Source organism: Streptomyces sp. WAC05374 (assembly GCF_004353505.1).
Lineage (GTDB): Bacteria > Actinomycetota > Actinomycetes > Streptomycetales > Streptomycetaceae > Streptomyces.
The window spans coordinates 1-23,954 of sequence record NZ_SMNQ01000011.1 but is presented as its reverse complement, the minus strand read 5'-3'; the positions used below and the strand labels follow the sequence as shown (position 1 = coordinate 23,954).

Sequence of the window (23,954 nt, the reverse complement as noted above, 5' to 3'; positions counted from 1 at the left end):
TCAGTCCAGGGTTACGGACCTGCGCAGCGGGTCGCGCAGGTCCGTGCCCGCCGCCAGCCACCGCTCCTGGAGCGCCTGCGCACCGTGCACGCGCTTCCACGCCGCCTCGTTGGGCGTCATCGGCAGCAGCGGCAGGAACCGCACCGGGTCCATCGGCGCGTCCAGCTCCAGGTCCTCCACCAGCCCGCCGGACTCCGCGACGAGCACGGAGGTGAAGGGCGCGCCGGGCCACAGGGGTTCGCCGGTGTCCAGCGACGCCCCCGGGGCCACGACCACGCCCTCGACCTGCGGGGAGGCGGCGAGGACCGCGAGCGGGCGCAGCACCTTGCCGGTGTCGGCGAGCCCCGCGCGCACGGTCAGGAGCAGTTCGGCGCGCGGGCCCTTGACCGGGTCGGCGAGGGCAGCGGTCGGGTCGGTCATCGGCTGGGCCGACATCCCGAGGGTGGCGTACCTCACCAGGTCGCCGTCCGTGAAACGGAGGACCTCGATGCGGTCGGTGCCCAGGAACGTCACCGCGGCCCGCGCGTCCGGTTCTCCGAGGGCGGTACGCAGCCGGGCCTCGACCAGAGCAAGAACTTCTCCCATGCGGCGAGCATAGAACGCGTATGGAAGGGGCAAAGTAAGGGATTGACCCTCAGTCGGCTGATAGTGTTGGCCGTCTGCTGGTCGGGACAGCACGCCAAGCGTTGCTTTCCAGTCCCGACGACACGTCATCCCCCACGGGGGACCGGCCGGAGGAGGTGGGGCTGCGGTGGATCGAAGTCGACCGTGCAGTACCAACCGTTCTTCCGCCCGCGGCTTTTCTCTGTGACCTGAGAGGCATCTCACCTGCCTGCTCCCGCTCGTCCTCGTGGAGCGTGAGTGTGAGGTCATGGCTTTGCGCACGACGGAAGAGCACACCGTTTTGCCTGTCTGTAGCGAACGCCGTCACCGCGATCCCGCGGTGCCGCCCGCTTTGCGGACGTAAGGAACGCCACGTCCCCATTCCGGGCTGTGCCACGCCCCGCGACGGCCTCTCCGTGAAGGAGCCAGCCATGTCGATGATCCGTGACCTGCGCGCAGCGGTACGCCCCTCCCTGCGCAAGAGCACTTCTCCCTACAACACCTACAACTCCTACGACGCGACCCGTGACCCGTCGACGTCCACCGCGGTCGTCGACTGCGCCGTGTACCGCGACGGCCGCCGGCTCAAGGACGACACGGCCGACGCGTGCCTCACGCCGCGCGAGGCCATGCGCCGGGTGCGCGAGGACGGCGGCTTCGCCTGGATCGGGCTGCACGAGCCGACGGAGGCCGAATTCGCCGGTATCGCCGCCGAGTTCGGGCTGCACCCTCTGGCCGTGGAGGACGCGGTCCACGCGCACCAGCGGCCGAAGCTGGAGCGGTACGACGACACGCTGTTCACCGTCTTCAAGACGATCCACTACGTCGAGCACGCCGAGCTGACGGCGACCAGCGAGGTCGTCGAGACCGGTGAGGTGATGTGCTTCACCGGCCGGGACTTCGTCATCACCGTCCGGCACGGCGGCCAGGGCTCCCTGCGCAACCTCCGCCACCGCATGGAGGGCGAGCCGGAGCTGCTGGAGAAGGGCCCGTCGGCGGTGCTGCACGCGATCGCCGACCATGTGGTGGACGGCTACATCGCCGTCGCCGACGCGGTCGAGATCGACATCGACCAGATCGAGATCGACGTCTTCTCACCGCCCGCCAAGGGCTCGACGCGCGGCGCCGACACCGGGCGGATCTACCAGCTCAAGCGCGAGGTGCTGGAGTTCAAGCGCGCGGTGTCGCCGCTGCTGCGGCCCATGCAGTTGCTGAGCGAGCGGCCCATGCGGCTGGTCGACCCGGACATCCAGAAGTACTTCCGGGACGTCGCCGACCACCTGGCGCGGGTGCAGGAGCAGGTCATCGGCTTCGACGAGCTGCTGAACTCGATCCTCCAGGCCAACCTGGCGCAGGCCACGGTCGCCCAGAACGAGGACATGCGCAAGATCACGTCCTGGGCGGCGATCATCGCCGTACCGACGGCGGTGTGCGGCGTGTACGGCATGAACTTCGACTACATGCCCGAGCTGCGGTGGAAGTACGGCTACCCGCTGGTGCTGGCCGGGATCTCGGTGATCTGTTTCGCGATCCACCGCACCCTGAAGCGGAACGGGTGGCTGTAGCTAAGCTGCCTGCCATGACAGACGCACTGCTCGGCCAGGCCCTCGTCGAGGAGGCCACCAAGAAGTCCGGCCTCATCTGGGTACGGGGCGCGGGCCCGGCCCGGGCACTGTGGCACGTGTGGGTCGACGGCGCGGCGCACGTCGTCGGCGACGGGCCGGGCGAGCAGCCGCTGCCGGGACTGGCGGACGGCTCCACCGCCGAGGTCACCGTGCGCAGCAAGGACAAGGGCGGCCGGGTGGTCGCCTGGTCGGCCACCGTGGCCGAGCTGGCCCCCGGCTCGGAGCCGTGGGAGGCGGCCGTCGCGGAGCTGAAGGGCAAGCGGCTGAACGCCCCGGACGCGGAGACGATGACCGACCGCTGGGCGCGCGAGTGCCGGGTGCTGCGCCTGACGCCCGGCGAGGCGACGACCGCCCACCCGGACGGCTCCCTCGCCGCGCGCCCGCTCCCCACCACGGCGACCACCCGCCACCCGATCCCGGCGGCGCTGCCGCGCCTGCTGCTGAAGCGCCGCAAGCGCTGACGCCCGCCGCCGCGCCCCGGGGGCGTCCCGGCGGGCGGCGTCAGTCGCTGGTGCGGGGAAGCTGGCGGCCGTAGTCGAGGGTCTCGTCCTTGGAGGGCGGCGCCAGGGGGAAGGTCTTGTTCCAGTCCGACAGGACGACCACGCCCGCGCCGCCGCCCCGGGCGAACTGGAGCGGGAAGGGCGTGCCCTCCAGGGAGACGTCCAGCGTGCCGCCCTCGCCCTGGGCGCCGCCGGCGACCTTGATGGTGCGGATGCCGCCGATCTTGGAGCGGTCACCCTTGACGACGTCGCCGTGCAGTTCCAGCAGCCCGCGGAGCAGCACGTTCATCTCGGTGAAGCCGCGGAGCTGCTTGTAGGAGGGGTCGTCCTCCGGCACCTTCACGTACTTGTCGTCGAGCTTGTCGGCCGCCTCCGCGCCGGAGTCGTCCTCGCCGCCGCCCTGGCCGGCCCCGTCGCCCTCCGCGCTCGTCCAGAAGTCCGCGTCCGCCTTGAGGTACAGCGCGTCGCCGATCCGCAGCAGCTCGAAGGTGGTCGTCCTGGTGACCACCGACCCGGCCGCCCCGCTCTGGTTCAGCCGCATGTTCAGCTTGTACGTGCCGCCCTTGCTGACCAGCGACCCCGAAAGGCGTACCGCCTTCGCCCCGGCCGCCGCCGCCCGCGCCTTGGTCTCGATCTCCGTGGCGGAGAGCTTTCCGACCCCGTTCGTTCCCGCGTCCGGATCGGGCGGTTCCTCCGCGCAGGCGGTGAGCACCGCGGTCAGCCCGACACAGAGTGCGACGGGGAGGGCGGCCCGGCGGGCGCGCGAAGCCGGGGCGAGAAGGGTCACCAGCGCACTGCCTCTCATCAAACCGTGGGGGGTTGGCAGACCGCAGCGTACCTGTGCCTTCTACGGCGGTCGGCAGAGAGCCGTACGGACGCCCTGCCTGGGCGACCCGCACCAGGACGGGCTAGCCTGAATCGGCACGAAAGTCCGGAATTCCGGCAGACGAGGAGGTGTGCGGCATGGCGGCAGGCGCGCCCCGGATCTTCGTCTCGCACCTCGCCGGCGTTCCCGTCTTCGACCCCAACGGCGACCAGGTGGGCCGCGTCCGTGACCTGGTCGCCATGCTGCGGGTGGGCCGCCGCCCGCCCCGCCTGCTCGGGCTGGTCGTCGAGGTCATCGGCCGCCGCCGCATCTTCCTGCCCATGACCCGCGTCACCGGCGTGGAGTCCGGCCAGGTGATCACCACCGGCGTGCTCAACGTGCGCCGCTTCGAGCAGCGCCCCACCGAGCGCCTGGTCCTCGGTGAGCTGCTCGACCGGCGTGTACGGCTCGTCGAGGACGGCTCCGAGGTGACCGTCCTCGACGTGGCCATCCAGCAGCTCCCGGCCCGCCGCGACTGGGAGATCGACAAGGTCTTCGTCCGCCGGGGCGGCGGCGGGGCGCTGCGCCGCAAGGGCGAGACGCTCACCGTCGAGTGGTCGGCCGTGACCGGCTTCTCGCTGGAGGAGCACGGGCAGGGCGCCGAGAGCCTGGTCGCCACCTTCGAGCGGATGCGCCCGGCCGACCTCGCCAACGTCCTGCACCACCTGACGCCCAAGCGCCGCGCCGAGGTCGCCGCGGCCCTCGACGACGACCGGCTCGCCGACGTACTGGAGGAGCTGCCCGAGGACGACCAGGTCGAGATCCTCGGCAAGCTCAAGGAGGAGCGGGCCGCCGACGTCCTGGAGGCCATGGACCCCGACGACGCCGCCGACCTGCTCTCCGAGCTGCCCGAGGAGGACAAGGAGCGGCTGCTGACGCTGATGCGGCCGGACGACGCCGCCGACGTACGCCGCCTGATGTCGTACGAGGAGCGCACGGCGGGCGGGCTGATGACGACCGAGCCGATCGTGCTGCGCCCCGACGCGACCGTCGCCGACGCCCTGGCGCGCGTGCGCCAGCAGGACCTGTCCCCGGCCCTCGCCGCCCAGGTGTACGTGTGCCGGCCGCCCGACGAGACGCCCACGGGCAAGTTCCTGGGGACGGTGCACTTCCAGCGGCTGCTGCGCGACCCGCCCTTCACGCTGGTGTCGGCGGTCGTCGACACCGACCTGGAGCCGCTCTCCCCGGACACCCCGCTGCCCGCCGTCACCCAGCACCTCGCCGCCTACAACCTCGTCGCCGCCCCGGTGGTCGACGAGAGCGGCTCGCTGCTGGGCGCCGTCACCGTCGACGACGTACTCGACCACCTGCTGCCCGAGGACTGGCGCGAGACGGAGTTCGAGGCGGAGGGCGAGAGCGAGGTCGCGCATGGCGCATGAGCGGACGGGCGAGCCGCCGGTGCCCCGCATCCGGCTGGACCAGCCGCGCATCCGGCGGCCCAAGCTGCTGCCCGCCTACGACCCCGAGGCGTTCGGGCGGCTGTCGGAGCGGATCGCCCGCTTCATCGGCACCGGGCGGTTCCTGGTCTGGATGACGGTGATCGTCGTCGTCTGGGTGGTGTGGAACATCTCGGCCCCCGGCCACCTGCGCTGGGACGAGTACCCCTTCATCTTCCTGACCCTCGCCCTGTCCCTCCAGGCGTCCTACGCGGCCCCGCTGATCCTGCTGGCGCAGAACAGGCAGGCCGACCGCGACCGGGTCACCCACGAGCAGGACCGCAAGCAGAACGAGCGGTCCATCGCCGACACCGAGTACCTGACCCGCGAGATCGCGGCCCTGCGGATGGGCCTCGGCGAGGTCGCCACCCGCGACTGGATCCGCTCCGAGCTGGAGGACCTGGTGCGCGAGCTGCACGAGCAGCGCGAGGTATTCCCGCACGGCGGTACCCGGGGAAGTGACGAAGCCGACCGCTGACGGGCTTCCCGGAGGCCGGGTCCCGCGCCGTACCATCTCCATATGGTTACGGAAGACGCGGTGCGCGAAGCACTGGCGACGGTGAACGACCCCGAGATCAACCGACCGATCACCGAGCTCGGCATGGTCAAGTCGGTGGAGATCGGTGCGGACGGGGCGGTCGCCGTCACCGTCTACCTCACGGTCTCCGGCTGCCCCATGCGCGAGACGATCATCACGCGCGTGAGCGAGGCGGTCTCCCGCGTGGAGGGCGTCACCGGCGTCGACGTGACGCTCGACGTCATGAGCGACGAGCAGCGCAAGGAGCTGGCCGCCGCGCTGCGCGGCACCACCGCCGAGCGCGAGGTGCCGTTCGCCAAGCCCGGCTCGCTGACCCGGGTGTACGCGGTGGCCTCCGGCAAGGGTGGCGTCGGCAAGTCCTCCGTCACCGTGAACCTGGCCGCCGCGATGGCCGCGGACGGGCTGAAGGTCGGTGTCGTGGACGCCGACATCTACGGCCACAGCGTGCCCCGCATGCTGGGCGCGGACGGCCGCCCGACCCAGGTCGAGAACATGATCATGCCGCCGTCGGCGAACGGTGTGAAGGTCATCTCCATCGGCATGTTCACCCCCGGCAACGCGCCGGTGGTGTGGCGCGGCCCGATGCTGCACCGCGCGCTCCAGCAGTTCCTCGCCGACGTGTACTGGGGCGACCTGGACGTGCTGCTGATGGACCTGCCCCCGGGCACCGGTGACATCGCGATCTCCGTCGCCCAGCTCGTGCCGAACGCCGAGATCCTGGTCGTCACCACTCCGCAGCAGGCGGCGGCCGAGGTCGCCGAGCGCGCCGGTTCCATCGCCGTGCAGACCCATCAGAAGATCGTGGGCGTCGTCGAGAACATGTCGGGCCTGCCCTGCCCGCACTGCGACGAGATGGTCGACGTCTTCGGCACCGGCGGCGGCCAGAAGGTCGCCGACGGCCTGACGAAGACCACCGGCGCGACGGTGCCGGTACTCGGCTCCATCCCGATCGACGTACGGCTGCGCGAGGGCGGCGACGAGGGCAAGCCGGTCGTCCTGAGCGACCCGGACTCCCCGGCGGGCGCGGCCCTGCGCTCCATCGCGGGCAAGCTGGGCGGCCGTCAGCGCGGCCTGTCGGGCATGTCCCTGGGGATCACCCCGCGCAACAAGTTCTGAGCGCGCCCACGCGGAAAAGGGGCGGCCCCGCACGGGGCCGCCCCTTTCGCGCGTCCGCTTCTACGCGTACGCCGTGATGTCCCGCACCACCGAGAAGCCCAGGCCGTACGCGCTCATGCCCCGTCCGTACGCGCCCAGATGGACCGCGGCCCCGGCCGTGCCGGCCAGCACCCAGCCGAACTCCGACTCGCGGTAGTGGAACGGCGTCGGCACTCCGTCGACCGGCAGGGAGAGCGTCGACCACTCCGGCCCGTTCAGGTCGTCGGCCAGCTCGAAGGCCGTCTCGGTCTGCTGGTCCAGCCAGTCGTCACGCAGCGCGTGGTCGAGCTGCGCCGGCCAGGTGTACGCCAGCAGCCCCGACCCGGCCAGCCAGGCGGCGGACGACACGGTGGTGGCGTCGAGCACCCCCGTACCGTCGCCGCTGCGGCGCACGGGGCTGGCGGCGACCGTCACGACGACCGCGAACCGCTCCCTCTCCGCCCCGGCCCCGTCCAGCCGGTCCGGCCGTATCGACGGCTCGTCGCCGTGGCCGGTCGAGCCGTGCTGCACCGTGCCGTCGGCGGACGTGCCGACCTGCATCAGCCAGCGCGGCCCGGTGAACGCCTCGTCCAGCCCGTACCAGGGGAATGACGCGCGCAGATAGCCGTCGACCGTACGCCGGGCCGCGGGCACCCCCTCGGGCGCCCCGGTCGCCTCGGACGTCGATGTGGTGCTGGGTGCGGCACCCTGCGCCCCTACCCGACTCGTCGTCTCCATCTGCCCGGCCGCCTCCTCATCCGTGGAGTCCGGTACGGCACGCCCCGACGGGCGTTCTCGCAACCGGACAGATGGAGAGGATAGCCACCTTGCGGGAGCTCTTTCCGGAAGGGCGGCCGGGAGGGGTTCAGGTGGCGTCGGCGTCGAACGGCGGACGCTCGGCCCGGCCGGGGCCGTCGCCCTTCTTCAGCAGGTCGGGACCGGTACCGCCGCCGTTGACCGCCGCCGGGACGGACGCGTCCGGCTCGTGGCCGTTGACCGCGTCGGCGACGTCGTTGATCTCCTTCTTGAGATCGAAGCTGCTGCGGATTTCCTTGAGGTCCTCGTTCTCCGTGAGCTGCTTGCGGATGAACGTCTTGGGGTTCAGGTCCTCGAACTCGAAGTCCTTGAACTCCGGACCCAGCTCGCTGCGGATGTCCTGCTTCGCGTTCTCCGAGAAGTCACGGATCTTGCGGATGAAGCCGGAGACGTCCTGGATGACCTTCGGCAGCTTGTCCGGGCCGAAGACGAGGACGGCAAGGACCACGAGCGCCACCAGCTCGAGTGCGCCTATGTCATTGAACACCTTGCTGCTCCTTCCGGCCCGGGGCCCGTAACACGGTACCTGGCCCGGCTGCCGGGGCGGTACCTCGTGGTGGACCCCCGGTGGCCCGCCGATGGCCGTTCAGCCACCGGCGGAGGAACCGAGGGTCAGCGTCTTGGTCTGCTCCTTGCCGGCGCGTTCCAGCGTCAGCTCCAGTCGGTCGCCGGGGCGGTGGGCGCGGATCTTGACGATCAGCTCCTCGCCGCTGTGCACCCGCTGGCCGTCCACCTTGGTGATCACGTCACCGGGCCGGATGCCCGCCTTGGCCGCGGGGCCGCCGGGAATGACGGAGGCGCCGCCGTCCTGGGCCTTCTCCCCCACCCGGGCACCGTCGCCGGTGTACTTCATGTCGAGGCTCACACCGATGACGGGGTGGTTGGCCTTGCCGGTGTTGATCAGCTCCTCGGCCACCCGCTTGCCCTGGTTGACCGGGATCGCGAAGCCGAGACCTATCGAGCCGGCCTGGCCGCCGTCGGCTCCCGAACCGCTGTCGGCGGCACGGATGGCGCTGTTGATGCCGATCACCCGGGCCTTGGCGTCCAGCAGCGGACCACCGGAATTCCCCGGGTTTATCGGCGCATCGGTCTGGAGGGCGTCGACGTAGCTGATGTCGCTGCCGTCGCCCTTCTCGCCGCCCGCCGTGATGGGCCGCTCCTTGGCGCTGATGATGCCGGAGGTCACGGTGTTCTGGAGGTCGAACGGGGCGCCGATGGCGACGACCGGGTCACCGACGCGGACATTGTCGGAGTTGCCCAGCGGCAGGGGCTTGAGGTTGGAGACGCCCTTGACCCGGACGACCGCCAGGTCGTACCCGCTGTCCTTGCCGACCAGTTCGGCCGCGGCCGTCTCGCCGCCGCTGAAGGTGACGGTGATGTCGCCCGAGGCGCCGGCCGGGTCCACGACGTGGTGGTTGGTGAGGATGTGGCCCTGCTCGTCGAGGACGAAACCCGTGCCCGTGCCCTGCTCGCCGCCGCCGCTGACGTGCAGGGTGACCACGCCGGGCAGGGCACTGGCCGCGATGCCGGCGACGCTGTCGGGCGCCCGGTCGCCGTCCTCGGGACCGGCCTGGGGCAGCTCGACCGTGGCGAGGCCGCCGTGCCGCTCGATGTACGCGCCGACACCGCCGCCGATCACGCCGGTGAGGCCCGCGAACAGCAGCGCGGCGACCACGGCGAGGCCGCGCCGCCCCTTGCGCCGTCCCGGCACGGAGCCGGGACGGGTCAGCGGCTGCTGCGGCCCGCCGGGCCTGCTCCAGGGGTCGTACTGGAGCCACTGGGTCGGCTGGGGCTGCTGCGAGGGCTGCGCGGGCTGTTGCGGGGACTGGGACTGCTGGGGGAGCTGGGGCTGCTGCGGGAGCTGGGGTTGGTGGGGCTGAGGCTGCTGGGGCGGCTGGGGCGGCTGCTGTGGTGTGTGGTGCTGCTGCGTCGGCTGGGGTGCCTGGGGTTGCTGTGGTGCCTGGTGCTGCGGCGGCACGGGCGGCTGCGGGGGCTGCGGTGCCGGGTGGTGCGGCGTGACCGGCTGCGGCGTCCCGTACGCGGGCGGGACGGCCGTGCCGTGCGCGGGGGTCGCCACCGGGCGCTGCACGGGCGGCGCGGGCGCCCAGGGGCCCGGCTCGCCGTAGGGCGGGGTGCGGTACTCGTCGGGCTGGTGCAGGGGCTGCGGGCGCGCCGGTGCCTCGACCGGCTGCCGCTGCCCGGTGACGGCCGGGTGCGCCTCCGGTGCCTGCTCGGGGGCCGGCTGCGGTGCGGGGGCGACCGCCGTGGCGGCGGGGGCCGGTTCGGGTGCCGGGGCGGGCGTGGTGTCCTCGGGGGCCGCCGGGGCGGCGGGGCCGGGCTCCGCCGACTCGGCCGCCGACCGGTCCGTCACGGTCTGCTGGTCCGTCACGGTCTGCTGCCGCGCCGGGCGGCTCCACCACTTCGGCTTCGACCCCGTGGGCTTCCCGTCGTCCATGTTCTCCCCGCTGCGTGCCCGTCCGCGCCCCTGTGGGGCGCCCCTGCGCGTGATTCAACCAGGTCCGGTGGCCGCCGCGCAGGGGGGCGGCCGGTCAGCGGCCCGCGGGGAGCGGCAGCGAGCTGGGCGACGGGGTCGCGGCCGGGGTCAGCCCGCCCGCGGTGGCGAGGTGCGACGCCGGCCCCGTGGGACGTATCAGCGGCGCGGGCGGCGAGCTGTTCAGCGCGCTCACCACGCCCAGTGGGGACGCCGACAGAAAGGGATGGACGCCCGGGCGCTGCACCGCGTGCAGCGGGATGGCCGACAGCGGCCCGGACGGCCGCTCCGTCGTCCGCACCGGCCCGTACCCTCCGCCCCGGCGGCGGCTGTTCTCGCCCGCGCCCGCGCTCGGGGCCTGGCCGGGCGACCGCAACGGCGTGACGCTGTTGCCCGTGCCGTCGCCGCGTGCGTCGACCGTGGCGACCGTCGGCAGGGCGCCGCCCAGGGCGATCGCCGCGAACGACACCGCGCTGGCGGCCGCGAACGCGAACCTCCGGCCGCGCCAGGCGGAGCGCTCGGGCTCCTGGCGGTCCACCTCGTGTATGCGGAAGCCCGGCTCCGGTCCGGCGTAGCCGAAGGCGTCGGGTCTCACCGCGAAGACACCGTCGCCGCCGAGCCGTCCGGGCCGGGGCCCGAAGGGGCCCGACCTGTCGTCGTCACCGCCCGGAGGCCCCCCGGGCAACCCCTGGAGGCGTGCGAGCAGCCCCTCGGAGGGGGGCGGCGGGGCGGCCTGGGCGAAGACGTTCTTCAGCCGGCGCTGCGCGTCGGCCTCGGCCTTGCACTTGGGGCAGGTGGCCAGGTGGGCGAGGACCCGCTCGCGGGCGTCATGGCCCAGCTCGCCGTCGACGAGCGCGGCGAGGCGGTCCCCCAGATGCTGTTCCGCGGGGGTCGGACTTGTGCCACTCACGCGGGTCCGCCCTCCCCGCCCACGGCCACGAAGGTGCGCTGCTCGGCCCGGGCCTCGGGCGATCGGTGCTTGAGCGCCTTGCGCAGGTGGGAGCGCCCGCGGTGGATGCGGCTGCGGACGGTGCCGAGCTTGACCCCGAGGGTCGCGGCGATCTCCTCGTACGACAGCCCTTCGATGTCGCACAGGACGACGGCCGCGCGGAACTCGGGCGCGAGGGTGTCGAGGGCCTGCTGGACGTCGGCGTCGAAGTGCGTGTCGTGGAAGACCTGCTGGGGGGACGGCTCGCGGCTGGGCAGCCGCTCCGCCGCGTCGTCGCCGAGCGCGTCGAACCGGATGCGCTGCTTGCGGCGCACCATGTCCAGGAAGAGGTTGGTGGTGATGCGGTGCAGCCAGCCCTCGAAGGTGCCGGGCGTGTACGTGGACAGCGAGCGGAAGACCCGGACGAAGACCTCCTGGGTGAGGTCCTCGGCGTCGTGCTGATTGCCCGTCAGCCGGTAGGCGAGGCGGTAGACCCGGCCACTGTGCGTGCTGACGATCTCCTCCCAGGAGGGCGGAGTCCACGCCTGCGATTCCGCATCCGAGGCGAAGGTCGCGGTGGTGGGTGCGAAGTCGGCGGGCATGGAACGGTCAGCGGTGTCGGTCACGGATTTCGGCTCACCCGCCGACCTGAGAAGGCGCCGCAGCACTCCTCCCCGATCCACAGGCGCAGCCGCACCTCCCCTATCGGCTCTGGTGGTGTCCAGTGGAGCCCCTACCATAGCCACCTCGCCCGTTAGCTCCGGATAAGAATCTTTACGTGAATTTGGGACCGTCTTCGGCTCTTGATCCATGTACTCCCCCCACCCCTCCATAACGCGCGGTCCCATCTGCGGGTTCCCGGTCCCGAACGGCTACAGTCACCGTTGCGCCAACTACGGGGACAGGAGAGGGTCATTACCGCCAACCGGCAGACGAGCTGGGCGTTCGCCGACGCCTTTGTCGCCGAGGACGAAGCGCTGCGCTGGGCCCGTGACCGGGCCCGGGACGCGGGGCTGCCCTCGGTGTCGCCAGGCACCGGCGCCGCGCTGCGTCTGCTGGCGGCCACGGCGGACGCCAAGGCGGTGGCGGAGATCGGCACCGGGACGGGCGTGTCCGGCATCTACCTGCTGGAGGGCATGCGCCCCGACGGGGTGCTGACCACGGTGGACCCGGAACCGGAGCGGCAGCAGTTCGCCCGGCAGGCGTTCCGGGCGGCGGGCTTCGCCGGGAACCGGGCCCGTTTCATCCCCGGCCGCGCCCTCGACGTGCTTCCCCGGCTCGCGGACGGCGGCTACGACCTCGTCTTCTGCGACGGTGACCGCACGGAGTGCCTGGAGTACCTCGCTGAATCGTTGCGCCTTCTGCGCCCGGGTGGTCTGGTCTGCTTCGAGGGCGTCTTCGCGGACGGCCGTACGGTCGACTCGGCGGCCCAGCCGGCCGAGGTGCTCCGCCTGCGCGAGCTGCTGCGGGCGGTGCGGGAGAGCCAGGAGCTGCTGCCGTCCCTGCTGCCGGTGGGCGACGGGCTGCTGTGCGCGGTGCGGCGGGGCTGACGGCGACGCGCGGCGGGGCTGAGGCTGGGGCCGGGGGCAACGAAAACCCCGGCCGGTCGCGTCACCGCGTACCGTGCCGGGGGCCCGTGGAATACAGGGGTCGATCCGCCTCAGCCGACGACCTTCTTGAGTGCGTCGCCGAGCGCGTCGGCCTCGTCCGGAGTCAGCTCGACGACAAGCCGACCGCCGCCTTCGAGCGGAACGCGCATGACGATGCCCCGCCCCTCCTTGGTCACCTCGAGCGGGCCGTCGCCCGTCCGCGGCTTCATGGCCGCCATGCTCGTTCCCCTTCCTGAAACCAGCTCATCGTCGCCGACGGCCCTCTGGCATGGGCACGCATCACCGGCATCGAACACATTGCTTCCAGGTCATTATCCCGCATGGCAGGACCCGATGACCAACATCGGTCGGCATCGCTTGCGCAACGCGCTCTCGCAAAACCGTCCATTTCGGCGATACGCCTGCGATACTTCGCCACCGCACGCGACGACGGCCCCGGACATTCTTTGACGCAGGTCACATGTCCCGGCCCGATGATCTCCGCCATGCTGGGCGGGACATCACCACCGGAGCCGCGAAGGGGACCCGCCATGGCCGACACCGTGCTGTACGAGGTGAGCGACGGACTCGCCACGATCACGATCAACCGGCCCGACGCCATGAACGCGATGAACATGGAGGCGAAGGTCGCCCTCCGTGACTCGCTCCTCGCGGCGGCGGAGGACTCCGCCGTACGGGCGGTCCTGCTGACCGCGACGGGCAGGGCCTTCTGCGTCGGACAGGACCTCAAGGAGCACGTCGCGGTGCTCGGCACCGAGCACACGATGAGCACGGTGCGGGAGCACTACAACCCGATCGTCCGGGCCATCGCCGGGATGCCCAAGCCGGTCGTGGCCGGGGTGAACGGCGTCGCGGCCGGCGCGGGCTTCGGCTTCGCCCTGGCGGCGGACTACCGGGTGGTGGCCGACACGGCGTCGTTCAACACCTCCTTCGCCGGGGTCGCCCTGACCGCCGACTCGGGCGTCTCGTGGACCCTGCCGCGGGTGGTGGGCCCCGGGCGGGCGGCCGACCTGCTGTTCTTCCCGCGTTCGATCACGGCGCAGGAGGCGTACGAGCTGGGCATCGCCACCAAGGTGGTCCCCGTGGACGACCTGCCCGGCGAGGCCGCCGCGGTCGCCCGCACCCTCGCGGCCGGCCCGACGCTGGCGTACGCGGCGCTGAAGGAGTCCCTGGCGTACGGGACGGCCCACACCCTGGACGAGGCCCTGGAGAAGGAGGACGAGCTCCAGACGAGGGCGGGCGCGTCCGCGGACCACGGCATCGCGGTGCAGGCCTTCCTGGCCAAGGAGAAGCCCAGGTACCTGGGCCGCTGACCCCCGCGGCGCGGTCGGGGTGCGGGCGCCCGGCGGACCGGTCGCCCGCACGGGCGAGCCGCTCACCGGGCGCCGGTCCGGTATCGGGGCGCCCGGGGTCCGGGCGCCGGGTCCCGGTCCTGGATCAGACCACCGCGCCGCCGCGGGCCACGCAGTCGGTGAGGTGGTCGTCGACCAGGCCGCAGGCCTGCATCAGGGCGTACGCCGTCGTGGGGCCGACGAACCGGACCCCGGCCTTCTTGAGCTCCTTGGACAGGGCGGTCGACTCCGGCGTGACCGCCGGGACGTCGGCGAGGGTGCGGGGCGCCGGGCGGGAGGCCGGGTCCGGGGCGAAGGACCAGATCAGGGCGTCCAGCTCGCCGGGCTCCCAGCCGGCCAGGACGCGGGCGTTGGCCAGGCAGGCGTCGATCTTGGCGCGGTTGCGGATGATCCCGGTGTCGGCCAGGAGCCGGTCCCGGTCGGTGTCGGTGAACTCCGCCACCGCGGCGATCGCGAAGTCGTCGAACGCCCGGCGGAAGCCCTCACGGCGGCGCAGGATCGTCAGCCAGGACAGGCCCGACTGGAAGGCCTCCAGGCAGAGCCGCTCGAACAGGGCGTCGTCGCCGTGGACCGGGCGGCCCCACTCCTCGTCGTGGTACCGGACGTAGTCCTCGGTGGACAGGCCCCAGGGGCAGCGCGGACGGCCGTCCGGGCCGGGCACGGCCGCGCCGGTCACCGGCCCTCCTCCTCGCCCCGCTCGGGGCCCGCGACGGGACCGGCTCCCGGGCCGGCTCCCGGGCCGGCTCCGGGACCGGAGTCCCCCGCCCGGGCGCTCGCCAGCGCGGCCTCCAGCTCGGCGATCCGCGCGTCCCGCTCGGCGAGCTCGGCGCCCAGCCTGCCGAGGACGTCGTCGACCTCCGCCATCCGGTAGCCGCGCGGCGCCAGCGGCAGCCGCAGCGCGTCGACGTCGGCGCGGCCGACGGGCCGGGTCAGGGGCAGCGGATCCACCGTGTGCTCCGGCGCCGCCTCGGGCAGCACCTCGCTCTCCCCGCCGCCGATGACGGCGAGGGTGACCGCGGCAACGACCACGACCATCGCTACAGCCAAGAACCAGAACACGACCGTGCCTCTCCACCGGGAGCGAAAACCCAACGCTGCCGATCGTGCCATGCGCCACCGACGGTTAAGGTCGCAGGCGACGAACGCGAGGAGGACAAACGGGATGCTGCGCTTGGGACGGCGTGAATTCGACGCGCACGAGCCGGTGATCATGGCCATCGTGAACCGGACCCCGGATTCCTTCTACGACCAGGGCGCCACGTTCCGCGACGAGCCGGCGCTCGCCCGGGTCGAGCAGGCGGTGTCGGAGGGCGCCGCCATCATCGACATCGGCGGGGTGAAGGCCGGCCCCGGCGAGGAGGTGACGGCCGAGGAGGAGGCGCGGCGCACGGTCGGGTTCGTGGCCGAGGTGCGCAAGCGGTTCCCCGATGTGGTGATCAGCGTCGACACCTGGCGCCACGAGGTGGGCGAGGCGGTCTGCGAGGCGGGCGCGGACCTGCTGAACGACGCGTGGGGCGGGGTCGACCCGCGGCTCGCGGAGGTCGCGGCGCGGTACGGCGCGGGTCTGGTGTGCACGCACGCGGGCGGCGCGGAGCCGCGCACCCGGCCGCACCGGACCACGTACGACGACGTGATGGCCGACATCCTGCGGGTGACGGTCGGGCTGGCGGAACGCGCCGCCGGGCTGGGCGTACGCCGCGACGGGATTCTGATCGACCCCGGTCACGACTTCGGGAAGAACACCCGGCACAGCCTGGAGGCCACGCGCCGGCTGGGCGAGATGACGGCGACGGGCTGGCCGGTGCTGGTGTCGCTGTCCAACAAGGACTTCGTCGGCGAGACGCTCGACAAGCCCGTCAAGGAGCGGGTGCTGGGCACGCTCGCCACGACGGCCGTCTCGGCGTGGCTCGGCGCCCAGGTGTACCGCGTCCACGAGGTGGCGGAGACCAGGCAGGTGCTGGACATGGTCGCGTCCATCGCGGGCCACCGCCCCCCGGCGGTCGCCCGCCGGGGCTTGGCGTAGCCCTGCCGGTCAGGGGTGGCCGGGGCCGGTCTCCTTGGTGACCAGGGCGACCGCCTCGTCCACGTCGTCCGTGACGTGGAAGAGCATCAGGTCCCGCTCCGAGGCCTTGCCCTGGGCGATCACCGTGTCGCGCAGCCAGTCGACCAGGCCCGACCAGTACTCCGTGCCGAACAGCACGATCGGGAAGCGGGTCACCTTCCGCGTCTGGACCAGGGTGAGGGCCTCGAACAGCTCGTCCAGGGTGCCGAGCCCGCCCGGCAGGACGACGAACCCCTGGGCGTACTTCACGAACATCGTCTTCCGCACGAAGAAGTAGCGGAAGTTGACGCCGATGTCGACGTGCGGGTTCAGCCCCTGCTCGAAGGGCAGCTCGATGCCCAGGCCCACGGAGACGCCCTTCGCCTCCCGGGCGCCCTTGTTCGCGGCCTCCATGGCGCCGGGCCCGCCGCCGGTGATCACCGCGAAGCCGGCCTCCACCAGCGCCCGGCCGATCCGTACGCCCGCCTCGTACTCCGGCGTGCCCTCCGGGGTGCGGGCCGAGCCGAAGACGCTGATCGCGCTGGGCAGTTCGGCCAGCGCGCCGAAGCCCTCGACGAACTCCGACTGGATGCGCATGACGCGCCACGGGTCGGTGTGGACCCACTCGGAGTCGCCCGCGGTGTCCAGCAGCCGCTGATCGGTGGTACCGGGCTGGACCTGCTCCCGGCGGCGCAGTACCGGCCCCAGCCGCTGCTCGGCCAGCGCTCGCAGTCCTTCGGCCTCGGCCTCGGGGTTGCCCATGATCCGCTCCCTCCGCTGAACATCGTTTCCCGCTCAGGGTAGGGCGACGGACGTGACAAAAGGCGAAATTACGGAGGTCAGGCAGTGAGCCAGTCGTACAGTCGCCGTTCACAGTGGGTGATCTTGTCGACCGCGACGTGCTCGTCCCGCTTGTGCGCGAAGAGCGCGTCACCGGGGCCGTAGTTGACGGCGGGCACGCCCAGCGCGCTGAACCGGGACACGTCCGTCCAGCCGAACTTGGGCTGCGCGGTGCCGCCGACCGCCGCCATGAAGGCCGCGGCGGCCGGGTGCGACAGGCCCGGCAGGGCGCCGCCGGTGTGGTCGTCCACCACGAACTCGTCCACGCCGCAGTCCGCGAACACCTCGCGTACGTGGGCCTCGGCCTCCGCCATGGAGCGGTCGGGCGCGTAGCGGTAGTTGACGACCACGGTGCACGCGTCGGGGATGACGTTGGTGGCCACGCCGCCCTCGATGCCGACGGCGTTCAGGCCCTCGTGGTACTCCAGCCCGTCGATCACCGGCCGGCGCGGTTCGTACGCGGCCAGCCTCGCCAGGATCGGGGCGGCGGCGTGGATGGCGTTGGACCCCATCCAGCTCCGCGCGGAGTGGGCGCGCTCGCCACGCGTGCGGAGGTGGACCCGCAGCGTGCCCTGGCAGCCGCCCTCGACCTGGCCGTCGGACGGCTCCAGCAGGACGGCGAAGTCGCCCTCCAGCCACTCGGGGTGTGCCTCGGCCACGTGCCCGAGGCCGTTGAGGTGGGCGGCGACCTCTTCGTTGTCGTAGAAGACGAAGGTGAGGTCCCGGTTGGGCTCGGGGACGGTCGCCGCGATGCGGAGCTGGACGGCGACGCCCGACTTCATGTCGGAGGTCCCGCAGCCCCACAGGATGCCGTTCTCGTCGAGCCGGGAGGGGACGTTGTCCGCGATCGGCACGGTGTCGATGTGTCCGGCCAGCACGACCCGCTCGTCCCGGCCCAGGTTCGTCCGGGCGACGACGTTGTTCCCGTACCGGTCGACCGTCAGGTGCGGCAGCGTGCGCAGGGCCTGCTCGATCGCGTCGGCGAGGGGCTTCTCGGTGCCGCTGACCGAGGGGAAGTCGACGAGCGCGGCGGTGAGCGCCGGGCCGTCCTGGGTGAGGTCCAGCTTGGTGGCGGGCGTGGTCTCGGACATGGTGACGAGCCTATCCCGGCCTCCAGTACGGTGGGCTGCGTGTCCGAGTCCACCCGTCCCCGCCGGTCTCTCCGGCCCCGCCGCCTGAGGATCGCCGTCGCGCTCGGCGTCCTGCTGGCGGTCGTCGCGTATGTGGTCGTGCAGTACGTGACCGGCGGCAAGGGCGCCCCGCAGTGCGTCGTGGGCAGCGGGAACAACACGTACCGGTTCACGCCGGAGCAGGCGTCGAACGCCGCGACGATCTCCGCCGTGGGGACGTCGCGCGGGATGCCCGAGCGCGCGGTCACCATCGCGCTGGCGACCGCCCTCCAGGAGTCGGCCCTGCGCAACATCCGGTACGGCGACCGCGACTCCCTCGGCCTGTTCCAGCAGCGGCCCTCGCAGGGGTGGGGCACCGAGGCGCAGATCCTCGACCCCGTCTTCTCGGCCGGGAAGTTCTACGACCACCTCGCGAAGGTGCCGGGCTACTCGCGGCTGCCGCTGACCGTGGCCGCGCAGCGGGTGCAGCGCAGCGGTTTCCCCCAGGCGTACGCCAAGCACGAGCCCGACGCCGCGCTGCTGGCCGCCGCCCTCACCGGGCGGGCGGCCGCGTCCCTGACCTGCACCTCGGGCAGCACCCCGGTACGGGCGGGCGACCCGGCGAAGGTCCGGGCGGAGCTGCGGCGCGCCTTCGGCACGCGCACGGTCGCGGGCGGCGGCTCGGCGCCGGACATCGCGGTACCGGTACGGGCGGCCGCCGCCGGCTCGGCCGGCCCCGAGGGCGCGACGCGCGGCGGCGAGCCGCCGGGTGAGGGCTCGCGTGACGGCTGGGAGCTGGCCCAGTGGGCGGTGGCCCGGGCGGGCACCCTGGGGCTGGCCGAGGTCACGTACGCGGGCCGCGTGTGGAGCGCGGCGGAGTCGCAGGACGGCTGGCGCACGGCCGGCTCCGGCGCGTCCCGGTCCGACGAGGTCCGCATCCGGGTGGCGCGGTAGCGGTGGCCCCGCCTTCGCCGCCGACCTCTGCGGGGGCGACCCTGCACGGCCCCGCCCGGCCGCCGGCGGCTGTCCGGCGTCCGTGCGTCCGTACGGGAATTCCTTCGGGTGGGGGAATCCGCATCTCGTCATCGGCCGGAATTGGTCCAGGGCCACTTTTCCTTGCGGGCAGCGGGAAGTGACGGTTCTGCGCGCATGGGGAACCGGCTCGTTTGCCCGTTTTTAGGGGGAGCCGATAATGCGACGCATTACCAACTCTTTACCTCGGGTCACCGCAACCTTCCACGGTCCCCGGCCGGTTGTCACAGCGTCCGATCGTCGGACAGGCACCACCGTCAACGTCCTCTCCCGTCGAAGGAGCATCATGTCCCTCCCCCTGACCCGTCGGATCGCCCGTGCCGCGCTGCTGATCGCAGCGGGCGCAGCTCCCGTGGTCGGTGCGGCCGGCTCCGCGAGCGCCATGGACCTTGCCAACACCCCCGAGCTGGGCGGCGTGAGCAGCCTCGACACCGCCTCGGCGACCGAGGCCGTTCCCGCCGCCGGGTCGACCGTGTCGCAGGCGGGCGAGGCCACCACGCCCGTCGCTCAGAAGGCGGCCGGTGACGCGGCCGGCGGCGCCGGCGAGATCGTCGGCGGAGCCGCGGGCGCGGCGCCCACCGGCGCGCTCGGCGGCGTGCCGGCCCTGCCGGGGCTCGGCAAGTAACCGCCGGCGTACGCGAAGGGCCCGGGGGGACCTCCCCGGGCCCTTCGCATGCCGTCAGCCCAGCCGCTTGACCGCGGCCTCAACCCGCTCGTCGGTGGCCGTGAACGCCACCCGTACGAACCGCTCCCCCGCCGCGCCGTAGAAGTCGCCCGGCGCCACCAGGATGCCCAGGGACGCCAGGTAGGCCACGCTGTCCCAGCACGGCTCGTCGCGGGTCGCCCACAGGTACAGGCTCGCCTCGCTGTGCTCGATGCGGAAGCCGTGCGTCTCCAGCGCCGTGCGCAGTGCCGAGCGCCGCGCCGCGTACCGGGCCCGCTGCTCGGCCACGTGCGCGTCGTCGCCGAGCGCCGCGACCGTCGCCGCCTGCACGGGCGCGGGCGTCATCATCCCGCCGTGCTTGCGGATCTGGAGCAGCTCGCCGAGGACGGCCGGGTCGCCCGCGACGAACGCGGCACGGTAGCCCGCCAGGTTCGAGCGCTTGGACAGCGAGTGGACGGCGACGATCCCCTCGTACGAACCGCCGCACACGTCCGGGTGCAGGACGGAGACGGGGTCGGCCTCCCACCCGAGCTCCAGGTAGCACTCGTCGCTGAAGACCAGGACGCCGTGCTCGCGCGCCCAGGCGACGATCCGGACCAGCTCGTCCTTGGGGATGACCTTGCCGGTCGGGTTGGACGGCGAGTTGAGCCACAGCAGCTTCAGCCCGGCGGGGTCCAGCTCCGTCGGGTCGTCGTAGACGACCGGCGTCGCGCCGCACAGCCGGGCGCCGACCTCGTAGGTCGGGTAGGCGAGCCGGGGGTAGGCCACCACGTCACCGGCGCCGAGGCCGAGCTGGGTCGGCAGCCAGGCCACCAGCTCCTTGGAGCCGACCACCGGCAGGACGTTGGTGTGCGCGAAGCCGCGCGCGCCCAGGCGCCGCTCGCACCAGCCCGTGAGCGCGTCGCGCAGCTCCGGGGTCCCCCACACCGTCGGGTAGCCGGGCGAGTCGGCCGCGTCCACCAGGGCGCGCCGGATCACCTCGGGGACCGGGTCCACGGGCGTCCCGACGGACAGGTCCACAATGCCGTCCGGGTGGGCCACGGCCGTCTTCTTGTAGGGCTCGAGCCTGTCCCAGGGGAAGACGGGGAGGCGTGCGGAGACGGGGGAGGACACGGTGCTCGCTTTCTTGGTGCGGAGAGGAGAAACGCGTCGGTCCCGTACAGCGGCGGGAGCCGTACGGGACCGGAGGGGCGCGATCAGCCGTTCTGCGGCGGCAGGCCGGCGATGAAGGGGTGGTCGCGCTCGATCAGACCCAGCTTCGAGGCACCACCGGGCGAACCGAGGTCGTCGAAGAACTCGACGTTCGCCTTGTAGTAGTCCTTCCACTCCTCCGGAGTGTCGTCCTCGTAGAAGATCGCCTCGACCGGGCAGACCGGCTCACAAGCACCGCAGTCGACGCATTCGTCCGGGTGGATGTACAAGGACCGCTGGCCCTCGTAGATGCAGTCGACGGGGCACTCCTCGATGCACGCCTTGTCCTTGACGTCGACACAAGGCTGCGCGATGACGTAGGTCACGCTGGTCGTTCCTCCTCGGTAGGGCTGGTTGCGCGGGAGCGCGGCGTCGTCGATGCCCGCACCTAGTATCTCCGTTCTCGGGACGGAACCGAACAGGAGGGGCGGACAGAGCTGTGGAATTCACTGCGGGCGGACGGCTGGAGGTTCGTATCGGCCCCTCTGACGTGGGAAAACGAGTCTCCGTCCGCCGGTTGAGCGACACTGGAGCACAGCCGGAGAAGTTCACCGACACGGTTGGTGTTCTCACATCATGGACCGAAGGTGTGCTGCTGATCACACGACGGACCGGTGAGACCGTCCGTATCCCGGAATCGTCGCTGGTGGCGGGCAAGGTCGTACCGGCCGCCCCGGCCCGCCGCAGAGGCCCCGCGGCCGGTTTCGAGGAGCTCGCCCGGGCGACCGCGCGCGCGTGGCAGCCGGTGGAGAGCGAACCGCTCGGCGAGTGGACGCTGCGGGCCGCCGACGGGTTCACCCGGCGGGCCAACTCGGTGCTGCCGCTCGGTGATCCCGGCATGCCGCTCGACGACGCCCTCGCACGCGTGCGTGCCTGGTACGAGCAGCGGGGCCTGCCGCCGTACGTGCAGGCGGCGACCGGCGCGGAGGGCACCCAGGAGCGGCTGTGCGCGGCGCTGGAGGAGCGGGGCTGGCGCCGGGACGTCACGGCGGAGGTACGCATCGGGGCGCTGGCGCCGGTCGGTGACCTGGAGGCGGGCGCGGACGTCCGGCTGTCCCGGTCCGTGGACGGGGCGTGGCTGCGCCGCTACAACCGCTCGGGCACGCCCGGCCCGGCCGTCCTGCACGTCCTGGGCAGCGGCCCCTCGGTGTGGTTCGCCTCGGTGCCGGGCGCGGGCGGCGTGCCCGCCGCGATCGGGCGGTGCGTGGTCGACGGCCGCTGGGCCGGTTTCATGGCGGTCGAGGTGGACCCGGCGTTCCGGCGGCAGGGGCTGGGCACCGCCGTGATGGCGGCGCTCGCCCGGCGGGCGCTGGAGGAGGGCGCGTCGGCGGCGTGGCTCCAGGTGGAGTCGGACAATGGGGGTGCCCTCGCCCTCTACGAAGGGATGGGCTTCGCCGTGCACCACCTGTACCACCACTTCCGATCTCCCGAAGCGGGTACGTGAGGCGTATGCACACCACCGAGTGGCGCCGCCGGTTCGCCGAGGAGGTCCGCGAGGAGCGGCCGGACCTCGCCTCGTTGTGCCTGCTGGTGGGCGCGGAGGCGGACCCGGCGCTGGGGCAGGCCGGGATGGACGCCGCCGAGATCGAACTGGACCGGCTGGCCGGCCTGCTGCCGTTCGGGCTGCGCGGGCCGCGCTCCTGGGTGGCGGCGCTGGCGGGGCTGCTCGGTGACCGGTGCGGCTTCCACGGCACGCCCGGCGACTACCAGCGGCTGGAGTCGTCGCTGCTGCCCGAGGTGCTGCGGCGCCGCCGGGGGCTGCCCATCCTGCTGTCGGTCGTGTGGATGGAGGTGGCGCGGCGGGCGGGCGCACCGGTGTACGGGGTCGCGCTGCCGGGGCACTTCGTGGTCGGGTTCGGCGACCCGGAGGAGCGGGTGCTGGCGGACCCGTTCGCCGGGGGCCGGGCGCTGACCGGGGCGGACGCGGAGCTGCTGGTGGCGGGCGCCACCGGGGAGCGGCTGCACCCGTCGATGCTGGTGCCGGCCGACCCGCTGGAGATCGTGCTGCGCATCCTCAACAACATCCGCGCCTGGGCCTCCGTGCGCCCCGAGCGGTCGGACGTGGCCCTGTGGGCGGTGGAGCTGTCGCTGCTGCTGCCGGCGCACCCGGCCCGGCTGCGCTACGAGCACGCCCAGCTCCTGGTGCAGCGCGGCGACTTCCTGACCGGCGCGGCGGAGATGGACGCGTACGCGGAGGTGGTGGCGCCGGTCGAGCCGACCGTCGCGGAGACGGTCCGCCACCGCGCCCGGGCGGCCCGCGCGATGCTCAATTGACCGGCGGGCCCGGCGCGGGTCGCCCGGTCAGTCGCGGTCGACGTGCTCGCGGACGACCTTGCCGCTTCGGGTGTCGATGTCGTACGTCGTCTTGTACCAGTCGTTCGTCGTGACGACGTCCACGGACCACACCGTGTCGTCCAGCTCGACGGCGGTGATCGTGCCCTTCGTGCGGTCGGTCGCGGTCTTGGCGGCCTGCTGCGGGGTGACCTTGGCGGCGCCCACGCGAGCGGCCAGCTCCCGCTTGTCCTCCGGGTCCTGGCCGGGGTCGACGCGCGACTCGGTCACCTTGCCGGTGACGGCGTCGACGCGGACGGTGTGGGCGGTACCGTCCCCGGCGGCGACGGTGGTGTCCCACTCGGGGGTGCGGGGGCCGGGGCTCGGGCTGCCGACGGCGGCTCGCGCCCACCTCAGCTCGATCTCGGTGAGCTTCCCGCCCTCCACGCCGCCGACCGCCGTCGCGGCCGCCTTGTCCCAGGGCACCTTGGTGGCCTGGATCAGGGCCTGGCGCTCCGCCTGGTCCTCGGTGTGGCGGCGCTGCGACGCCGGGCCGGAGCGGCTGCCCTGCGGGGAGGGCGCGGCGGCGGCGACCCGTGAGCCCCCGGTGTCCCCGCAGGCGGTGAGGAGCGGGGCGGACGCGACGGCGGCGCACACGGCGGCGGCGACGGACACGGTACGGAGGCGGAGCTGAGCGGTCATGTCCGCACCGGTAACCCCTGGGGCGCGTGCGCATGCCGGGGCCGCGGCGGTCTCACCCGAAAGGCCCCCGCCCGGAGTCGGACGCTGTTGGTTAATTCCGCCCCGCTGGGCTTCATCCAGCGGGGCGGAGTGCTGCAAAGGGTGAGGTCCGGGTGCGGGCGAGGGGTCTGCCGGTGAGCCAGGCGTCGATGCGGGTGAGGTTGATG

At 73.0% G+C, this 23,954-nt stretch carries 27 protein-coding genes; 12 read left to right on the top strand and 15 right to left on the bottom strand.

Annotated elements, in window-relative coordinates; genetic code table 11:
* Positions 1-585 (bottom strand): suppressor of fused domain protein, encoded by a 585-nt coding sequence (locus E2B92_RS20820; RefSeq protein ID WP_126886077.1) that lies wholly within the window; start codon positions 583-585, stop codon positions 1-3.
* A gap of 449 nt (positions 586-1,034) precedes the next feature.
* Between E2B92_RS20820 and E2B92_RS20815 the strand changes: the two genes are divergently transcribed.
* Positions 1,035-2,168, top strand: coding sequence for a magnesium and cobalt transport protein CorA (locus tag E2B92_RS20815; protein WP_126886079.1), 1,134 nt, complete (start codon positions 1,035-1,037; stop codon positions 2,166-2,168).
* A 14-nt stretch (positions 2,169-2,182) separates the two neighbouring features.
* Positions 2,183-2,689, top strand: a complete 507-nt coding sequence (locus E2B92_RS20810) for a hypothetical protein (protein WP_126886080.1) — start codon at positions 2,183-2,185, stop codon at positions 2,687-2,689.
* Positions 2,690-2,729: 40 nt separating this feature from the next.
* On the opposite strand, the gene E2B92_RS20805 is transcribed toward E2B92_RS20810, so the two are convergent.
* Complete coding sequence (locus E2B92_RS20805; RefSeq protein ID WP_185923619.1) at positions 2,730-3,515, bottom strand: hypothetical protein; 786 nt, start codon at positions 3,513-3,515, stop codon at positions 2,730-2,732.
* 176 nt (positions 3,516-3,691) lie between these two features.
* Here E2B92_RS20805 and E2B92_RS20800 point away from each other — a divergent pair, with 176 nt between their 5' ends.
* From E2B92_RS20800 to E2B92_RS20790, 3 genes are read left to right on the top strand one after another with little or no spacing between them, the layout of a single operon-like run.
* Positions 3,692-4,972, top strand: coding sequence for a magnesium transporter MgtE N-terminal domain-containing protein (locus E2B92_RS20800; RefSeq protein WP_126886084.1), 1,281 nt, complete (start codon positions 3,692-3,694; stop codon positions 4,970-4,972).
* On the top strand, positions 4,962-5,507 hold the full coding sequence (locus E2B92_RS20795; RefSeq protein ID WP_126886086.1) for a DUF1003 domain-containing protein: 546 nt from the start codon (positions 4,962-4,964) through the stop codon (positions 5,505-5,507). Before E2B92_RS20800 ends, E2B92_RS20795 begins: the two co-directional genes overlap by 11 nt.
* Positions 5,508-5,549: 42 nt before the next feature.
* A complete protein-coding gene (locus tag E2B92_RS20790) occupies positions 5,550-6,683 on the top strand; it encodes an Mrp/NBP35 family ATP-binding protein (protein WP_126886088.1) in 1,134 nt (377 codons plus the stop codon).
* A gap of 60 nt (positions 6,684-6,743) precedes the next feature.
* Here E2B92_RS20790 and E2B92_RS20785 read toward each other — a convergent pair whose 3' ends face one another.
* The 5 genes from E2B92_RS20785 to sigE form a co-directional block, all read right to left on the bottom strand.
* Complete coding sequence (locus E2B92_RS20785; protein ID WP_235023905.1) at positions 6,744-7,439, bottom strand: hypothetical protein; 696 nt, start codon at positions 7,437-7,439, stop codon at positions 6,744-6,746.
* Between the two features lie 127 nt (positions 7,440-7,566).
* Positions 7,567-8,004: a sec-independent translocase gene (locus E2B92_RS20780; protein ID WP_126886090.1), complete on the bottom strand. Its 438-nt coding sequence runs from the start codon at positions 8,002-8,004 to the stop codon at positions 7,567-7,569.
* A gap of 99 nt (positions 8,005-8,103) precedes the next feature.
* On the bottom strand, positions 8,104-9,972 hold the full coding sequence (locus tag E2B92_RS20775) for a S1C family serine protease (RefSeq protein WP_133087635.1): 1,869 nt from the start codon (positions 9,970-9,972) through the stop codon (positions 8,104-8,106).
* 94 nt (positions 9,973-10,066) lie between these two features.
* Positions 10,067-10,918: an anti-sigma factor family protein gene (locus E2B92_RS20770; RefSeq protein WP_126888142.1), complete on the bottom strand. Its 852-nt coding sequence runs from the start codon at positions 10,916-10,918 to the stop codon at positions 10,067-10,069.
* A complete protein-coding gene (gene sigE / locus E2B92_RS20765; protein WP_179166401.1) occupies positions 10,915-11,676 on the bottom strand; it encodes an RNA polymerase sigma factor SigE in 762 nt (253 codons plus the stop codon). Before sigE ends, E2B92_RS20770 begins: the two co-directional genes overlap by 4 nt.
* A gap of 144 nt (positions 11,677-11,820) precedes the next feature.
* On the opposite strand from sigE, the gene E2B92_RS20760 reads away from it, so the two are divergent.
* On the top strand, positions 11,821-12,486 hold the full coding sequence (locus E2B92_RS20760; protein WP_126888141.1) for an O-methyltransferase: 666 nt from the start codon (positions 11,821-11,823) through the stop codon (positions 12,484-12,486).
* A gap of 110 nt (positions 12,487-12,596) precedes the next feature.
* Here E2B92_RS20760 and E2B92_RS20755 read toward each other — a convergent pair whose 3' ends face one another.
* Positions 12,597-12,764: a DUF3117 domain-containing protein gene (locus E2B92_RS20755; RefSeq protein ID WP_003966491.1), complete on the bottom strand. Its 168-nt coding sequence runs from the start codon at positions 12,762-12,764 to the stop codon at positions 12,597-12,599.
* Between the two features lie 312 nt (positions 12,765-13,076).
* On the opposite strand from E2B92_RS20755, the gene E2B92_RS20750 reads away from it, so the two are divergent.
* Positions 13,077-13,859 carry an enoyl-CoA hydratase/isomerase family protein gene (locus tag E2B92_RS20750; RefSeq protein WP_126888140.1) on the top strand — a complete coding sequence of 261 codons (783 nt, stop codon included), beginning with the start codon at positions 13,077-13,079 and terminating at the stop codon, positions 13,857-13,859.
* A gap of 124 nt (positions 13,860-13,983) precedes the next feature.
* Here the strand turns inward: E2B92_RS20750 and E2B92_RS20745 are convergent, their stop codons facing one another.
* Together E2B92_RS20745 and E2B92_RS20740 are read right to left on the bottom strand one after the other, a co-directional pair.
* Entirely contained in the window at positions 13,984-14,574 is a 591-nt protein-coding gene (locus tag E2B92_RS20745) for a DNA-3-methyladenine glycosylase I (RefSeq protein WP_126888139.1), read from the bottom strand.
* Positions 14,571-14,933, bottom strand: a complete 363-nt coding sequence (locus E2B92_RS20740) for a DivIVA domain-containing protein (RefSeq protein WP_399432223.1) — start codon at positions 14,931-14,933, stop codon at positions 14,571-14,573. Before E2B92_RS20740 ends, E2B92_RS20745 begins: the two co-directional genes overlap by 4 nt.
* Before the next feature lie 127 nt (positions 14,934-15,060).
* On the opposite strand from E2B92_RS20740, the gene folP reads away from it, so the two are divergent.
* Positions 15,061-15,921: a dihydropteroate synthase gene (folP, locus tag E2B92_RS20735; RefSeq protein WP_126888137.1), complete on the top strand. Its 861-nt coding sequence runs from the start codon at positions 15,061-15,063 to the stop codon at positions 15,919-15,921.
* Between the two features lie 9 nt (positions 15,922-15,930).
* Here folP and E2B92_RS20730 read toward each other — a convergent pair whose 3' ends face one another.
* On the bottom strand, positions 15,931-16,701 hold the full coding sequence (locus E2B92_RS20730) for a TIGR00730 family Rossman fold protein (protein WP_126888136.1): 771 nt from the start codon (positions 16,699-16,701) through the stop codon (positions 15,931-15,933).
* 77 nt (positions 16,702-16,778) lie between these two features.
* Entirely contained in the window at positions 16,779-17,870 is a 1,092-nt protein-coding gene (gene dapE / locus E2B92_RS20725) for a succinyl-diaminopimelate desuccinylase (protein ID WP_126888135.1), read from the bottom strand.
* A gap of 30 nt (positions 17,871-17,900) precedes the next feature.
* Between dapE and E2B92_RS20720 the strand changes: the two genes are divergently transcribed.
* Both E2B92_RS20720 and E2B92_RS20715 read left to right on the top strand, forming a co-directional pair.
* Positions 17,901-18,842 carry a hypothetical protein gene (locus E2B92_RS20720; protein WP_126888134.1) on the top strand — a complete coding sequence of 314 codons (942 nt, stop codon included), beginning with the start codon at positions 17,901-17,903 and terminating at the stop codon, positions 18,840-18,842.
* A gap of 364 nt (positions 18,843-19,206) precedes the next feature.
* A complete protein-coding gene (locus E2B92_RS20715) occupies positions 19,207-19,545 on the top strand; it encodes an ATP-binding protein (RefSeq protein ID WP_126888133.1) in 339 nt (112 codons plus the stop codon).
* A gap of 54 nt (positions 19,546-19,599) precedes the next feature.
* Here E2B92_RS20715 and E2B92_RS20710 read toward each other — a convergent pair whose 3' ends face one another.
* Both E2B92_RS20710 and fdxA read right to left on the bottom strand, forming a co-directional pair.
* The gene (locus E2B92_RS20710) at positions 19,600-20,697 is read right to left on the bottom strand and encodes a bifunctional succinyldiaminopimelate transaminase/glutamate-prephenate aminotransferase (RefSeq protein WP_126888132.1); all 1,098 of its coding nucleotides are present in this window, start codon (positions 20,695-20,697) and stop codon (positions 19,600-19,602) included.
* A gap of 83 nt (positions 20,698-20,780) precedes the next feature.
* On the bottom strand, positions 20,781-21,101 hold the full coding sequence (fdxA, locus tag E2B92_RS20705; RefSeq protein WP_126888131.1) for a ferredoxin: 321 nt from the start codon (positions 21,099-21,101) through the stop codon (positions 20,781-20,783).
* 113 nt (positions 21,102-21,214) lie between these two features.
* Here fdxA and E2B92_RS20700 point away from each other — a divergent pair, with 113 nt between their 5' ends.
* Both E2B92_RS20700 and E2B92_RS20695 read left to right on the top strand, forming a co-directional pair.
* On the top strand, positions 21,215-22,219 hold the full coding sequence (locus tag E2B92_RS20700; RefSeq protein WP_126888130.1) for a GNAT family N-acetyltransferase: 1,005 nt from the start codon (positions 21,215-21,217) through the stop codon (positions 22,217-22,219).
* Between the two features lie 5 nt (positions 22,220-22,224).
* Positions 22,225-23,049 carry a transglutaminase-like domain-containing protein gene (locus tag E2B92_RS20695; protein WP_126888129.1) on the top strand — a complete coding sequence of 275 codons (825 nt, stop codon included), beginning with the start codon at positions 22,225-22,227 and terminating at the stop codon, positions 23,047-23,049.
* Between the two features lie 27 nt (positions 23,050-23,076).
* Here the strand turns inward: E2B92_RS20695 and E2B92_RS20690 are convergent, their stop codons facing one another.
* Positions 23,077-23,748, bottom strand: a complete 672-nt coding sequence (locus tag E2B92_RS20690) for a PepSY domain-containing protein (protein ID WP_235023903.1) — start codon at positions 23,746-23,748, stop codon at positions 23,077-23,079.
* Between the last annotated feature and the right edge of the window lie 206 nt (positions 23,749-23,954).